Source organism: Streptomyces sp. TRD_SC_5, from assembly GCF_056836825.1.
This window is the reverse complement of the sequence record NZ_JBWZZS010000001.1, coordinates 1,620,765-1,635,322: the sequence shown is the minus strand read 5'-3', so window position 1 is coordinate 1,635,322 and position 14,558 is coordinate 1,620,765. Positions and strand designations below refer to the sequence as shown.

The 14,558-nt window shown below is 68.1% G+C and carries 7 protein-coding genes; 2 read left to right on the top strand and 5 right to left on the bottom strand.

Going from position 1 to position 14,558, the window contains the following annotated elements:
* Positions 1 to 46: 46 nt before the first annotated feature.
* Both AC1P0E_RS07545 and AC1P0E_RS07540 read left to right on the top strand, forming a co-directional pair.
* Positions 47 to 2,908 carry a DEAD/DEAH box helicase gene (locus AC1P0E_RS07545; RefSeq protein WP_482741378.1) on the top strand — a complete coding sequence of 954 codons (2,862 nt, stop codon included), beginning with the start codon at positions 47 to 49 and terminating at the stop codon, positions 2,906 to 2,908.
* Positions 2,905 to 4,107, top strand: coding sequence for an SWIM zinc finger family protein (locus AC1P0E_RS07540; RefSeq protein ID WP_482741377.1), 1,203 nt, complete (start codon positions 2,905 to 2,907; stop codon positions 4,105 to 4,107). Before AC1P0E_RS07545 ends, AC1P0E_RS07540 begins: the two co-directional genes overlap by 4 nt.
* A 540-nt stretch (positions 4,108 to 4,647) precedes the next feature.
* Here AC1P0E_RS07540 and AC1P0E_RS07535 read toward each other — a convergent pair.
* The 5 genes from AC1P0E_RS07535 to brxD all read right to left on the bottom strand — a co-directional run bounded on the left by AC1P0E_RS07535 (position 4,648) and on the right by brxD (position 14,461).
* Positions 4,648 to 6,699, bottom strand: a complete 2,052-nt coding sequence (locus AC1P0E_RS07535; protein ID WP_482745678.1) for a TerD family protein — start codon at positions 6,697 to 6,699, stop codon at positions 4,648 to 4,650.
* A gap of 200 nt (positions 6,700 to 6,899) precedes the next feature.
* Positions 6,900 to 8,783: a DNA/RNA helicase domain-containing protein gene (locus AC1P0E_RS07530; protein WP_482741376.1), complete on the bottom strand. Its 1,884-nt coding sequence runs from the start codon at positions 8,781 to 8,783 to the stop codon at positions 6,900 to 6,902.
* A 111-nt stretch (positions 8,784 to 8,894) separates the two neighbouring features.
* Positions 8,895 to 10,835 carry a DUF2075 domain-containing protein gene (locus tag AC1P0E_RS07525; protein ID WP_482741375.1) on the bottom strand — a complete coding sequence of 647 codons (1,941 nt, stop codon included), beginning with the start codon at positions 10,833 to 10,835 and terminating at the stop codon, positions 8,895 to 8,897.
* A 162-nt stretch (positions 10,836 to 10,997) separates the two neighbouring features.
* On the bottom strand, positions 10,998 to 13,130 hold the full coding sequence (locus tag AC1P0E_RS07520) for a DEAD/DEAH box helicase (protein ID WP_482741374.1): 2,133 nt from the start codon (positions 13,128 to 13,130) through the stop codon (positions 10,998 to 11,000).
* A complete protein-coding gene (gene brxD / locus AC1P0E_RS07515) occupies positions 13,127 to 14,461 on the bottom strand; it encodes a BREX system ATP-binding protein BrxD (protein ID WP_482741373.1) in 1,335 nt (444 codons plus the stop codon). The genes AC1P0E_RS07520 and brxD overlap by 4 nt, the downstream gene beginning before the upstream one ends.
* Positions 14,462 to 14,558: the final 97 nt, after the last annotated feature.

The following is a 14,558-nucleotide window of genomic DNA, read 5'->3' as shown; positions in this document are numbered from 1 at the left end:
AGCGCACGAGTACAGCGACGCGACCAGCGGGGACGGGGGTGGAGCCATGATCGGCACGGGACGTCGCGCGGCGGTTTTTCTCCCCGCCGAGCTGCCGCGCGAAGGCAGGATCGCCCTGTGGGACCCGGAGGGCGGCGCACTGCCCGACGCCTCCACCGAAATCACGGTCGTACGCCGCCACGGCGCGGGTGGAACCGCCGTACGCCGTCATACCGTGCCCGCCGTCCTCCTCTCCCTCTCCGACGCCCTGCCACTGCTGGTCCGCGCCCGTCACGACCCCGCCGCCCACCCCGCCACCCGCTGCTGGGGCGCGGCGGCGCTGCACGCTCTGCACCTGGCCGCGCGTGGCCGGCTGCTGCCCGGGCTCACCGCCGGGGACCATGACGCGTGGCGGGCCGGACCGCTCGACGCCGACGACATCGCGCAGGTACGGGCCATCGCCGCGGCCATGCCCCCGGAGGCGCACGCCGTCCCGCTGCCCGGACGTACGCCACTCGAGCTGCCTGCCCCCGAGGCCCTGGTGAAGGCGTTCCTCGACGCGGTCGTGGACACCCTGCCCCGGACGCCTTCAGCGGCGTACGCCGTGGGCGCGCCCTTCGCGGCGCGCGCCCCGCAGCACCTTCCGGGCCTGCGGGAGTGGGCGGCGGAGGTCGCGGCCGGGATGGACGCGGGGGTGCGCGTATCACTGCGCCTCGACCTCTCCCAGTTCGAGCTCTTCGACAGCGCGGCGGACGAGACGCCGGACGAGGAATCGCCCGAGAGCGGGGAGAGCACGGGGGGCGGCGGGGCCGAGCGCCGAGCCGGCACGGCCCTGGTACAGGTGCACAGCCTGGTCGACCCCACGCACGTCATCGACGCGGCCGCCCTGTGGTCCGGCGGCGGCAGCGAGGGCTTCGGCCCGCGCGCCCGCATCGACGCCGTGCTGGCGCTGCGCCGCGCCGCGCGCGTCTGGCCGCCGCTCGGCCGTCTCCTCGAGCGCCCGGTCCCCGACGTACTGCCGCTGTCGGAGGGCGAGTTGTACGAGCTGCTGGGCCCCGCGGCCGCCAGGCTCGGCGCGGCCGGCGTCGCTGTCCACTGGCCGAGGGAACTGGCCCGTACGCTCACGGCGACCGCGGTCGTACGCTCCGCGCCCGGGTCCGCGACCGACGGCACCCCCTTCTTCGACGCACAGGAGCTCTTCGCCTTCAGCTGGCAGCTGGCGGTCGGCGGCGAGCCGCTCAGCGAGGCGGACATGGACGCACTCGCCGAGGCGCACCGCCCGATCGTGCGGCTCCGGGACCAGTGGGTGGTGGTCGACCCAGCGCTCGTGCGCAAGGCGCGCAAGCGTGAACTGGGCCTGCTGCAGCCGGTGGACGCCCTGGCGGCGGCCCTCACGGGCAGCGCGGAGGTCGACGGCGAACAGGTCGAAGCGGTCCCCGTGGGCGCCCTGGCCGCACTCCGCGACCGCCTCACGGCCGGCACCGACATCGGAACGGGCTCGCTCGTCGCCCAGCCGCCAGGCCTCGACGCCACCCTGCGCGACTACCAGCTGCGCGGACTCGCCTGGCTGGACCAGATGACCTCCCTCGGCCTCGGCGGCTGCCTCGCCGACGACATGGGGCTCGGCAAGACGATCACGGTCATCGCCCTCCACCTCCGCCGTGCCCGCAGCGCTCCCACTCTCGTCGTCTGCCCCGCGTCCCTCCTCGGCAACTGGCAGCGCGAGATCACCCGTTTCGCTCCCGGTGTGCCCGTCCGCCGCTTCCACGGCACGGCCCGCACTCTCGAAGCCGCCGACGAACCCGACGGCGGCTTCGTCCTCACGACGTACGGCACGATGCGCACCAGCGCGCCCGAACTGGCCGCCCACTCCTGGGGGATGGTCGTCGCCGACGAGGCCCAGCACGTCAAGAACCCGTACTCCTCCACGGCGAAGGCGCTACGCACCATCCCGGCCCCCGCGCGAATCGCCCTGACGGGCACACCTGTCGAAAACAACCTCTCCGAGCTGTGGGCCCTCCTCGACTGGACGACTCCCGGCCTGCTCGGCCCGCTCAAGTCCTTCCGCGCCCGCCACGCGCGCTTGGTCGAGAGCGGCGAGGACGAAGAGGCGTCCGAGCGCCTGGCTCGCCTGGTCCGCCCCTTCCTCCTGCGCCGCAAGAAGTCCGACCCGGGCATCGTGCCGGAGCTGCCGCCCAAGACGGAGACCGACCACCCCGTCTCGCTCACCCGCGAACAGGCATCCCTCTACGAAGCGTCCGTACGGGAATCCATGGCGGCCATCGAGGAGTCGGAGGGCATCGCGCGCCGAGGCCTCGTCATGAAGCTCCTCTCCTCCCTCAAACAGATCTGCAATCACCCCGCGCAGTATCTGAAGGAGGACACGCGGCGCCTCACCGGCCGTTCCGGCAAGCTGGAGCTCCTCGACGAGCTTCTCGACACGATCCTGTCCGAGGGCCGCTCGGTCCTGATCTTCACCCAGTACGTCACGATGGCCCGTCTGCTCGCCGACCATCTGAAGGCCCGCGCGGTCCCGGCCCAACTCCTGCACGGCGGAACGCCCCTCGCCCAGCGCGAGGAAATGGTGGACCGCTTCCAGTCCGCCGAGGTCCCCGTCTTCCTGCTCTCCCTCAAGGCGGCAGGCACCGGACTGAACCTCACCCGGGCCGCCCACGTCATCCACTACGACCGCTGGTGGAACCCGGCGGTCGAGGACCAGGCGACCGACCGCGCGTACCGCATCGGCCAGACCCAGCCGGTGCAGGTGCACCGGCTGATCGCGGAGGGCACGGTGGAGGACCGTATCGCCGAACTGATCGCGTCCAAAAGGGCGTTGGCGGACGCGATCCTCGGCGGCGGGGAAGCAGCCCTGACGGAACTCACCGACCGCGAACTGGCCGACCTGGTCTCGCTGCGGAGGCCGGCATGAGCGCGAGCGGCAGCAATGGCAGCAGCTGGTGGGGCAAGGCCTGGGTCGAGGCCCTGGAAGCACTCTCACTCGACCCGGCCCGCCTGGCCCGTGGCCATACGTACGCCGGCGAGGGCAACGTCGGCGCGATCAGTGTGACGCCGGGAAGGATCATCACGTACGTACGAGGCAGCCGCCCCCGTCCGTACCGTACGGAGATCCGTCTGCGCACTCTCTCCGACGACGGCTGGGACCGCTTCCTGGCCATGGCGGCGGCCAATCCGGCCCACATGGCGGCCCTGCTCGACAAGGACATGCCGCACTCCCTGGTGGATTCGGCGGCCGAGGTGGGCGTGGACCTGCTCCCGGCCCCCGGCGATCTGGTCCCGTCCTGCTCCTGCCCGGATCGCGGCCACCCCTGCAAGCACGCGGCCGCCCTCTGCTACGAAACCGCCCGCCTCCTGGACGCGGACCCCTTCGTCCTGCTCCTGATGCGCGGCAGGGCCGAGCGCGACCTGCTCGACGACCTCGCCCGCCGCAACGCCGCCCACTCCGCCCGCGAGAAGCCCGCACCCCCGCCCTTCCCGGGCGTACCGGCAGCCACGGCCCTCACCCCCCGTACGCTCCCACCCCTCCCGGACCCACTGCCCGTACCCCCGCACCCGGGCCACGCCTCGGGCGCGTACCCGGGCACACGAGGCACCCCGGACCCGCTGTCCCTGGACCTGCTAGTAACGGACGCGGCGGCCCGCGCCCACTCACTCCTCACCACCGGCACGGACCCCATCGCACCCCTCACCCCCTGGCAGGACGCGGTCCGCCTGGCCGCCGCCCAGCCCGGCTCCGGCCTGACCGCCGCGACCCGCAAGCTGTACGCCACCCTGGCCTCCGCGCATGACCGCAGCCCCACCGACCTGGCCCGCGCGGTCGCCGCCTGGCAACAGGGCGGCCTGACGGGCCTGTCGGTACTCGAAACCCCGTGGGACCCCCCAGCCGGCCCCTTCGACCGAGCCCGCCCGGCCCTGCAGGCCGCGGACCTCCCCCGCCTGCGCCCCCACCGCAACCGCCTCACCGACGCGGAACGCGGCATCCAGCTCCGCCTGGGCCACGACGACCGCTGGTACCCCTACGAATCCGACCCGGGCACGGACGACTGGTGGCCAACGGGCCCCCCGGACGAAGACCCGGTGGGCGCACTGACGGCCCTGCTCGACGCCTGACGCCGGACGGCAGCCCACCTGGCATCACGAGCCGCAGCCGCGAGCGGAGAAAGCGCTCGACAACAACAGGTGGCGCGGGCCAGGCTGCCCGCATGCGAACCAAGCGATACGGCCGTTTCGCCACGCTGGAACGACCGGCGGCCCGTCGACAGAGGACCCGATGTCCCGTACCGCCCACCACACTCCACTGAAGCACCGCGACACGAGCTGGTGGTCCACCCCGCCCCCTCCACTTCGTGGACGGCCCACGTGCTCACAGACCTCCGCTACTCCAACGCGGAACTCCGCGCCGCCCCACCCCGGACCACCTGATCCACACCCTTGTTTGCTACACCTTCCCCCGCGCCTCGGGCGCCCCGATCACCGGCCGCTCCCGACAAGAAACCCAGGCCCGCGCCGCCCTCCACCAGTTCACCACCCGAGCCCGCAAACAACTACGCGCCGGCCCCACCACCGCGGAGGACCTCGACCACCCGCCGACCCGCCACCGTCATGCCTGCATCTGGCACGGGTGATGAGGCGTCCCCGCTGCCCGGCGGCTCAGGCCAGGGCGACCTCCGGCGACCGGCGACCGGCCAGAGACTCCAAGTGCACGATCACGCTCGAGTAAAAGCGGTCCACCGCGTCGTCGACGCTGCGGATGAACCCGGTCTCGGCGTTGCCACGCGTGCTGCCCACACTCTTGGAGAGAGACAACCGGAAACCGGAAATCTGTCCGGCACTCCTCGGGACGAGATCTCCTGGTTCGGGCCGGAGCTTCTCCAGCGTGCCGCGCGGGCCCGCTCCCTGACCGTCAAGAAGGGTCTGGACGTGTAGGTCGGCCGGTGCTTCCACGAGCTGTTTCAGCAGACGCTTGACCCTGCTGAGGGGGTACACCTGATCGGGAGCCACGATGTCGATGGAAGTACGTAGCTTGCCCAGCCGGAGGTCGGCGGTGACAGCCAGAACTCCGGCCGCGCCGTCGATCCGGATTTCGGCGTGCAGCCGCCCGTCCTCACAGAAGCGTTCCGCGAGAGCGGTGCGCCGGGACTGCGGGTCGGTGCCGCGCTTGGCGCGCTGGACCGGCATGACCTTTTCGCCGAGTTCACCACCGAGCCTCAGACACACCTGCCGGATGAGCCGTTCCCAACTCTCGACGACGAGTACTGCCCGCTGGTCGCCCGGGCAGAGGGTCTCCTGGTCGATGCCGTTGCGTACGGGTACCCAGGCAGGTCCCATGTTCTGGAAGCCGTGGCAACCGGAGTTCTCGTGCTGGAGGTACTGGAGGAGTTCCTGAAGCATCCAGGCGCGGATCTCGTTCCGTACCCCTTCATGTCGGATCAACATCTGGGCCTGATGGGTGACTTCGGCCCAGGAGAGATGCCACAGGGCGACTTTGTGTTTCCGGCGGCCGTCGATTTTGACATCGACGAGGGGACTGCCTTCGAGCGCCACATCGTTGGAAAGCGTGATCACAGCCTCGTAACCGCGTCGGGCAGCGATGTCCATGTAGTCCTGGACCTGCTGCGCCTTGAGCGGATTGCCGTTGGTCTTGGTCTCGACCAGGGCAGTCCAGAGCTTGCCCGCGCGCTCGATACGGATGACGCCGTCCGGACGTCTCGGGCTGTCCCCGTTCGGCAGAGTGACTTCCGTAAACGTTTCGATGTGGCCGGACGGCGCACCGAAGCCGGCAGTGAGCCTGCGGCCGAACTCCGGTACGTGGGCCATCACGGACAGCAGGATCGAGGTCGCCCGGACCTCGCGTTCCCTGTCGCTCTTGAGGGACGACGCGGGGAACAGCCGGGCGGCTCGCCAGGAGTCGTTCTCCGCCAGCGATTTCCTGGGGACCTTGGGGAGCGTGACCTTCTTCCTGGCGGTACGCAGTCGGCGCGCGGGAGTAGTGGGAGCAGGAGCTACCTGAGCCGGGACGACCACCGGCACCTCAACCACCGGAACGTCCACGACGGGCACGGCCGCCGGCCTCGGCGCCGGAACAACCGCCGAGGACGGCACCGAGCCGGAGACATCGTCCGCCTCCTCCTCTGCGGCCCCGGCGGCCCCGGCGTCCTGTTCATCGTCATCGTCGATCTCGATGCCGTAGTCGGTGGCCAGCCCGGCCAGCCCGGTCTCGTAACCTTGCCCGACCGCCCGGAACTTCCACTCGTCATTGCGCCGGTACATCTCGCCGAAGACGAAGGCGCTCTCCACACTCGCCTCGGAGATCGAGAAGCCGAGGAGCCGCTCGCCGCCCGCGTCGGTCAGTGTGATCCGGAGGTTCTCCAACTGCCCGAATGCGGCCCGCTGATGACGGCTGGCTGCGACCACGGCCCGCTCGACGTCGGAGGGTAAGGCGGTGAGGTCCAGCTGGATGCGGTCCTCATTGCCGTTGCTGGTCGGCGTCTGGCCGAGGAGCTGCACGCTGCCGTTGGCCGCGGCCGGGTTGTTGTAGAAGAAGAAGTCGGCGTTACTGCGCACCTTTCCGTCCGCACCCAGCAGCAGTACGGAAACGTCGGCGTCCCCGTCCCCGTCGGGGCTGCTCCATCCCAGGCTGACGGTGACGGATCCGGTGTTCTCGCTGAGCGCTGTCAGACCGACATTGGCGCCCTTGATCATCTCGTGCACGTGAAGCCCCCCAGGCAGTGCAAGGGCTGCACGGCGGAGCCTGGACAGCCCTCCCTGAACGCTTCCGGGGATGCCCACGGAAGCGGAATGAGAGCGTATCGGCCAACCATGCTCCTATGGCATATGTCTGCATGAACTGTCTCGACCCGGTACGAGGGGCGGAGACACTCCGGAGCGTCAGCCTTCCCGGTCTAGACGGGAAGCGCCGCTGATTCCCTGGGCTGTACGAGCGCCCGAAGCTTGGCTCGGGTCTCGGCGTCGGTGGAATAGATGACGGTCCCGATCATCCCGCGGGTGAGCAGCACCTTGTACGTGTTCCGGATCAACCGGTCGACGTCCGCATCCGGCGTCGACTTCTTGAACACGGGGTCCTTCGACTTCGTACGATCCGTCACCCACCGATCGCCGCGCCACACCAGATCCGGCCCGAGGATCACACCACTCCAGTCGTACTCGAATCCCTGCGCGGTATAGACGCATCCGACCTGGCCGAAGCCTGCCGGATCGGTGGCCCAGAGAGCAGCCGGCGGAGCACCCATCACCGCTCGGGTGCCGTAGACATTCCAGGGTCGTGCCCAGTCACCTATCACCACGTCCGTGGGCAGCGGCTGCCCAGGAGCGACCTTCGTCGTCCACTTCCAGCAGTAACCGGCAGACATCCGCGCTCCGTTCCCCTCCGCTCGGCGCGACTCCAGGAACCCCTCCAACTCCCGCGGAGAGTCGACCACAGTGAGCTGCATCTTGTCGTCCGGCTCCCACTCCACGGGGCCGCCCCCCTCCAGCCCGAGCAGTCGGACGACCCACCGGAGGTACGCATCACTGCCGCCGCACCGGAACTGGCTGTCGAGCGGGATCACGCGTGTCTGCAGTCCCTTGGCCGCCGCGGCGTCCCGGATCTCCTCCACCGTGCCCATTTCGCCGGGACGCACCACCTGATGCTCGTCCAGCAGGAAGACCGGTACCTTCGCTGCGTCGATCAGCTCCTCGACCTGGGGCTTGCCGGTCCGGTGATCAGCGCGCGTGTAGCGGTTGGCGGAGGTCTCCCGCATGCGGTGTGCCTCGTCGCAAATGATCACGTCGAGACTGTTCTTGTCGGCGGTCATGAAGCTGTTGAAGTACTTGAACAGCTCCTGCACCTCGCGCTTGCGCGCACCTGCCACTTTCCGCATGGTCGTCGTAAAGGAGCTCGACCCGGTCGCATGCAGCGCTGTATGCCCGCCGCGGTACAACTCTCCCAGCAGTGAAAGCGCGATGACGCTCTTGCCCGTACCCGGGCCGCCAGTCACGACGACGACTTCTTTGTGGTCGGACTGGCGCGCACGCCGGACGGCCCGCAACACGAGTTCGTACGCGACCTTTTGCTCATCCAAGAGCACGAACTGCTCCTGGTCGCGGACCTCGTCGGCAGCCACAGCCATAAGCTGCTTCGAAGGCCCGATCTTCGCACCCTGCAGCTCATCGGCGGCTGCGGCACCGTTCGCGGGGGAGAGCCGCGACTTAAGAAACTCCAGGAATTGCCCACGTCGTTCCCCCGTGAACAGCCGCCCGTATTCGTCCTGCTCAACTTCGTACAGCCCGCTCACGCCGAACTCGGTGGCATTGTGCAGAAGGGCGGCCCCCGCGATCCGATCGGGATGCGCGGCCACAACCCCGTTGAACGACGCGAGGTAACGGCAGTATCCCCGCACCTGCTCGATGGGATTGAGCACCGGCTGCGCGTACGCGTCCACCCGGCACAGCAACGGCTCCCCGTCCTCGGGCGTCGCGCTGCTCCACTGCTTCAGCTCGATGACGACGTACGACGGCGCGCCCGTCTTCGGGTGAACACCGGCCAGCACCACATCTGCGCGCTTGCTGTTCAACGGCAGGCTGTACTCGATCAGCACCTCCACCTGCCCGAGCCCCGCATCCAGCAGCGCATTCGTCACCGCGGGGAGGCTGCGCTCCCAGGAGCGCACCTCGGAGGCGCTTGGCTTGTATCCGTGCACGTGGACGAACTGCTCAGTCAGTCGGAGGAACAGGGCGCTCGAGTGAATCTCGGCGGCGACCGCGGCGGCGGAGTCGCGGAACAGCAAGGAATGCCCCCAGGCAGCACGAAGTAGCTCGTGCGGGTGGGGGCGTGTCCTGGAACGGAAGCCCGTCGGGCCGCGTGACGATCGATCACACAATATCGCGTGGAGGGCAGACTACGAGGGGTCGAACCCGCCCGGTGGACGAAGTCCTTCGATGTCGAAGACCGGGGCCTTCGACGTGAGGAACTCCTGAGTTTCAGGGTCGACCGAGAAGAGGACCACTCCGCGCCGAGCCCGGGTGAGAAGCACGTGGTAGGCGTTCTGCACGCACTCATGGAAGCGTTCGTTGGGCTTCGCCTTGACCTTGGAGTCGTGTGAGCCTTCGCGTTGCGATAGCCATACGCCGTCCCGCCTGACGTAGTCCTTGCCGAGGATGACGCCGCACCAGTCCCACTCCATACCCTGCGCCGTGTAGACGCAGCCGACCTGATGGACTCCTTCCGGTTGTACGGCCCACAGGTTCTTCGGCGGCGCACCGTTCTCGTAGCGCTTGCGTGTTCCATTGACGTTCCAGGGCCGGCGCCAGCTCCCGATTTCCACATCGGGGACGAGAGTCCCAACCTCATCCCTCAGTGGCTTGCTCCAGGGCCAGCAGTACCCGGCAACCATCCGGGCCGTCGACCCTGCACGGTGTTCCGTCAGAATGATGTCTTCCAGGTCGCGCGGGCTGCCCGCCACTTGAACGTGGATCATTCCGTCGGGCACCCAGTCCCAAGGCGCGTTATCGCTGATACCCAGCAGACTGTGTACCCACTCGATATACGAGTCACTTCCACCGCACCTCCACTGCCGGCGAAGGTCGTACTCGACCGCCTTGATCCCTTTCGCCCGCGCCGCCTTGCGGATCGTACTGACCGTGCCGACCTCGTTACCGCGCACCGACTGCTTCTCGTCGAGGAGAAAGACGGTCACCCGGGCTGCATCGATCAGCTCATCGACCTGAGGTCGATTTCCACGGCGTTCAGAGCGGTACAGGTCGTCGGAGTGTTTCCGTAGCCGATGAGCTTCGTCGCAGATGAGCAGAGTGAGCCCGTCGGGCTGCGCGTGGACGAATTCGTTGAAGTGGACGAGTGAGTCATGGAGTACGGGGTCGGTGCTGCCAAGATGTTGTTTCAACGTGGCCATGAATGCCTCGGCTCCGTTCGCGAGTCTCGCCGTGGCAGGCGGTTCAACGTCGCGTAGTAGCTCGACGGCGATGGCAGTCTTTCCGGTGCCTGCGCCACCGGAGACGATGAAGACGGCTTTGTCGCCCCGGTTCGTAGCGCGCTCGACGGCCGCGAGGATGTCATCCTTCGCTGTTACCTGCACACCACGCAAGGTGAAGACGTGATCCTCGCCGTGCGTTTGGAAGAGGACATCTGCGAGTGGATTGTTGAGCATGACCTCGACCAGGGTCGGATCACGCATCCCCATCTGTGTGAACAGTCGCTCCACAGCGGACTCGCCAGAGGCTTTGGAGAACTGCGTCCTGAGCAGGCTGCGAAGGTCATCGCGCCTGTCGCCGGTGAAATGCACCGTCTTGATCGTCCGAGCGGACTTGTGATTCAACAGGTCTGCCACGTCCGCCTGCACGGCGTTGTGCAGATAGACGGCACCAGCCAGCTCGACCTTCAGCGCGTTGAGGGGCCCCTTCTCGCCAACCAGGAAGTCGCAGAAGGGCTTCACCTGCTGACTCGGATGCTTGGTCGGCGTTGGGTACCCGACTTCGTAGTTACCAGGCTTGCCCGGAGCTTCCCTGGCCTCGGTCCAGCGTTTGAGCTCCACGGGGAGGTACGAGTCGCGGCCACTCTCCGGATGGATGCCCACGAGTACAGCGTCCATCGGCCCCTTGCTTCCGTACCCCGGAGGCCGAAACTCGACCAGGACGCGGACCTCGGACCTGCCGACCGCGACGAGATCACGTGCGAGCTCGATGAGGCTGGTTGCCCACGCCTCCTGCTCGCTTGCCGTGACGTCCTTTTGGTACTTTTTGATGCGCTCGACCAGATGGGGCTTGAGCACACCGCGCTTGTGGAGCGAGAGCAGCGCTCGGGCGGGCGCCTGGAGCAGGAGCACGTAGGGATCCCCCGGACACACGAGAAGACTCGTGCGGGTGGGGGCGTGTCCTGGGGAAATGGAAGCCCGTCGGGCCGCAATGGCTGATCGAAACAGTAGCGCAGGCGGATGTGTCCGACCTCAATCGCATACGGAGCTGTTCCTCCCGGAGCGGATTGTGGCTCAGGACCCCGGAATGGTGAATCGGACCGCCTCACGCAATGCCATTGCCGCGCCGTCCAGGTCTGCCAGACGCACAGCGAGGGTGGCCTCCGCGAGACGTGGAGGGAGAGTAGCGCTGAACTTGAGCCCGTTCAGCGCGCGAGAGTCCACTACCGGGAGACAGAGCTGGTCGGTGGCCTCTTCCTTGGCCTTCTTCCAATCCTGGAGGGCCAAGTCCTCGCGTAGCCTGATGTGCGTATTGGTGGGGCGTTGAAGTGGATCGGCGACACTCGAGAGCGTGGCGGCCAAAGTGGCATTGGCCCGGTGGCCGGCCCATGTCCACCAGCGTACATTTGTGTCACGCCCGCCGCGCGTGAGCACTGTTCCTCCGGGGTGTACCAGCTCCGCGCTCTCCTCGCGAACCTGTGCCAGAGCGCTTTGGGCGCGACGGGTCATCGTGACCGGAGGGTCGGCATCGAGCAGGATCTCGCGCGCCGCGCGTGTTAGTTCGTACGAACTAACACGCGCGGCGCCCAGACCGCCCCACCGAGCCTTGCCCCCGCTCTCGACCGGTTCTACGAAGCAGCGGCGTCGCGACCAATCGATGTAAGTCACCTGCCAGTTGCGCCCGGCCAACAACAGTCGCCGCGGGCCTGCAACTTCCTCGGTCAAAAGAGCAGGGTCCGTGGTTCCAATCTCGGTATGTCCGGACAGCACCTTGAATTCCGGAGCTGCGATGAACACCGCGGTTACGTCCATGAAATGCCGGTAACCAAAGCGCCGTTCGGCCTCAGGTCCGACGAAAAGCAGGCCGCCGTCACGGTTGAGGTAGCCCTCCTCGACGAGATGGCGCACGATCGGCTCGGCAGAAGGCCCGAACGGGCCAAGCCCACCCCACCACTCCTGCCACAACCTGTCCCCGACTGTGTGCTCCTGCAGACAGAGTGCGAGAACCTGCTGGGCCACGATGTGCCGTGGCTCCGGAGGCGCCACGACGGGTTCGACCCAGCCGCGTGACCACAGCAAGAGCAGAGCGGCGGCCGAAAGAAGGCCACTTTCGTCGAGAGCGAGGAACAAGCAGTTACGCGTCGAGCCCGAACGTCGGCCGGTGCGGCCCAGACGCTGCAGGAAGGAGGCCACCGTGGAAGGCGCGTCGATCTGGATGACGCGATCCAGGTCACCGACGTCGATGCCGAGTTCAAGCGTGCTGGTGGAGACAATTACGCAGTCGCGTGCCTCGGCGAACGCTTCCTCCGCCCGCCGCCGTTCGTCGATCGACAGAGACGCGTGCGACAGAAACGTCGTCACACCCTTGGCTCGCAGACTCTCGCCCAGCTGCTCGACCTGCCTCCGCGATTCGCAGAACACCAGCCGCTTCTCGCTGCGGTGCAGGGCAGCGATAACCGTGGCCGCGTTGGCCAAGGAGCCCACATAGTCGAGCTGGATGTCGCCGGGCGGCGGCAGCGTCGGGGTCTCCTCCCGCAAGTGCGGGGCAACGACCTGAGCCGAACGCTTTCCGGCCCCCGACCCTTGCAACCAGGTCAGCAACTGTTCGGGATTGCCGACGGTGGCCGAGAGCCCGATCCGTTGCACAGGCCGTCCGGCGACACGCTCCAGCCGTTCGAGTACAGCCAGCAGATGCCAGCCCCGGTCGTCTCCTGCGAATGCATGCACCTCGTCCACGACAATTGCCTGCAGGCCGGAAAAGAGGGCCCGGTGGTCGACATTGGCACTGACCAGCATCGCCTCCAGCGACTCCGGCGTGGTCAGCAGTACGTCCGGCCGGTCCCGGAGGATCCTCTTGCGGCGCGTCTGCGAGACATCCCCGTGCCATAGAGCAGCGGTCCGGCCCAGCCAGGAAGTGTACGTCTCGAGGCGCGGCAACAGATTGTTCAGCAGAGCTTTCAACGGGCAGACGTACAGCACCGAGGTACCGGCCCAGTTCTCCTGAACCATCCTCGACAGCACAGGGAAGGAAGCGGCTTCCGTCTTCCCGCCGGCCGTTGGGGCGAGCAGGATGGCGTCCGAACCGTCCATCAACGGCGCGATCGACTCCTCCTGAAGCACACGTAGGCCCGGCCACCCCAGGCTGTTGACGATGTGGTGCACGAGCCCGGGATGCAGCCGGTCTAGAGGGTCGGGTAGGCCGGTCACGGCAGCTCCAGCTCGATCTCGTCCGCGCTGGTCGCGGCCGCATTACGCTCGACCTCGCTCAGCTCAGAGGTCCTGACCGTCAGCGCGTAGTGCCGCCGCGGGTCGAAGTCGTCGAACTGGTCGACGCGGTCGAGGACATCACCGACGAGCTTCTTGAGGAACAGTCGGGGCGCCACCCCGACCTTGCCGCCGAGTGCCCCAGCGACCGCCTGCGCCAGGTCAGCGATGTACGCATCATTGGCCACGGCCTTGATGCGCTTCTGTGCCGCCGCGCCGGCCGAGTACAGATCACGGATGGTGATGCCCAGGCCCACCAGCGATTCCTGATTGAACCCGGGCAGCCGCAACTGCACCGCGCGCGGGTTGTCGAATCTCGGATCCGTGCTGAAGTCGGTAGCCAGCCGCTGAGCGAGCGGGGCCAAACGCTGGACGCCCTGCTGCCCTTCAAAAAAGGCAGGAGTCCCCGTGATGACGAGGTAGAGCCCGGGGAAGCGCCCGGAGTGCACGTCGTCGATGAGCTGACGAAGCGCGTTCAAAGCCTTGTCACGTGCGTCTGAACGGACGCGTTGCAGGGTCTCCACCTCGTCCAGTACGACGAAGAGTCCCGGGTGACCGGAGTCGCGCAGCACGGTGAGCAGCCCCTGTAGGAAGCCGAAGGCCCCGAAGTGGTCAAGATCGCCGCGCACGCCGGCGGCCTTGCGGGCAGCGGCCGCCACTTGCGGCTGCCCGCCCAGCCAAGCCATGACTGCTGCGGCGGTCGCCTCGTCGCCCGCGGAGAGAGCGGACCGGTATCCCCGCAGCGCCGTCGCGAAGGACGGGGCATGCCGGGAAACCTCGGCGAGGCGGGCCGTCAGTAGACTCTCGACCTCGCTGGACAGTGCCTCCTCCGATGCCCCGGCGGCGAGTGCGTCCTCCTCCAGCGCATAGAACCAGGCGTCGACCACTGGCCTCAGCGCACTCGGCGGGAAACCGGGCGTGGCCAGCCGCTCCGTGAGCCGACGGTAGACGGTCTCCAGCTTGTGCAGGGGTGTCTCAGTCTCTGAGATCTGCACCTCGGCGACGGCGAAGTTGCGCCGCTTGGCGCGTTCGCCGAGCCAACGCGTGAAGAACGTCTTGCCGGACCCGTACTCCCCGCGTACGGCTTTGAATACCGCGGATCCTGACGCCACGGCGTCCAGCTCCGCGTCGAGCGCTGCTTCGAAGCGGCCGAGACCGGTCGCGAGCAAGTCCAGCCCGCTCTCCGGCACGGCTCCGCGCCTCAGCGCGTCGATCACGCTCCGGCGGCGGGCGGCACTGACGGAGGCGGGGTGGGAAGACTCAGCGGTACTCACCCGGACAGTCTCGCATTGGGCCTCTACTCGTGACCGGCGCCGTAGTGGCACCTGGGGCATCGGGGTGCGACCCGTCAAGACCTGTACGGCGGTCAGG

Coding starts and splice junctions, on each gene's coding strand:
- AC1P0E_RS07540 (WP_482741377.1), top strand. CDS start 2,905: ATGAGCGCGAGCGGCAGCAATGGCAGCAGCTGGTGGGGCAAGGCCTGG.
- AC1P0E_RS07535 (WP_482745678.1), bottom strand. CDS start 6,699: ATGATCAAGGGCGCCAATGTCGGTCTGACAGCGCTCAGCGAGAACACC.
- AC1P0E_RS07545 (WP_482741378.1), top strand. CDS start 47: ATGATCGGCACGGGACGTCGCGCGGCGGTTTTTCTCCCCGCCGAGCTG.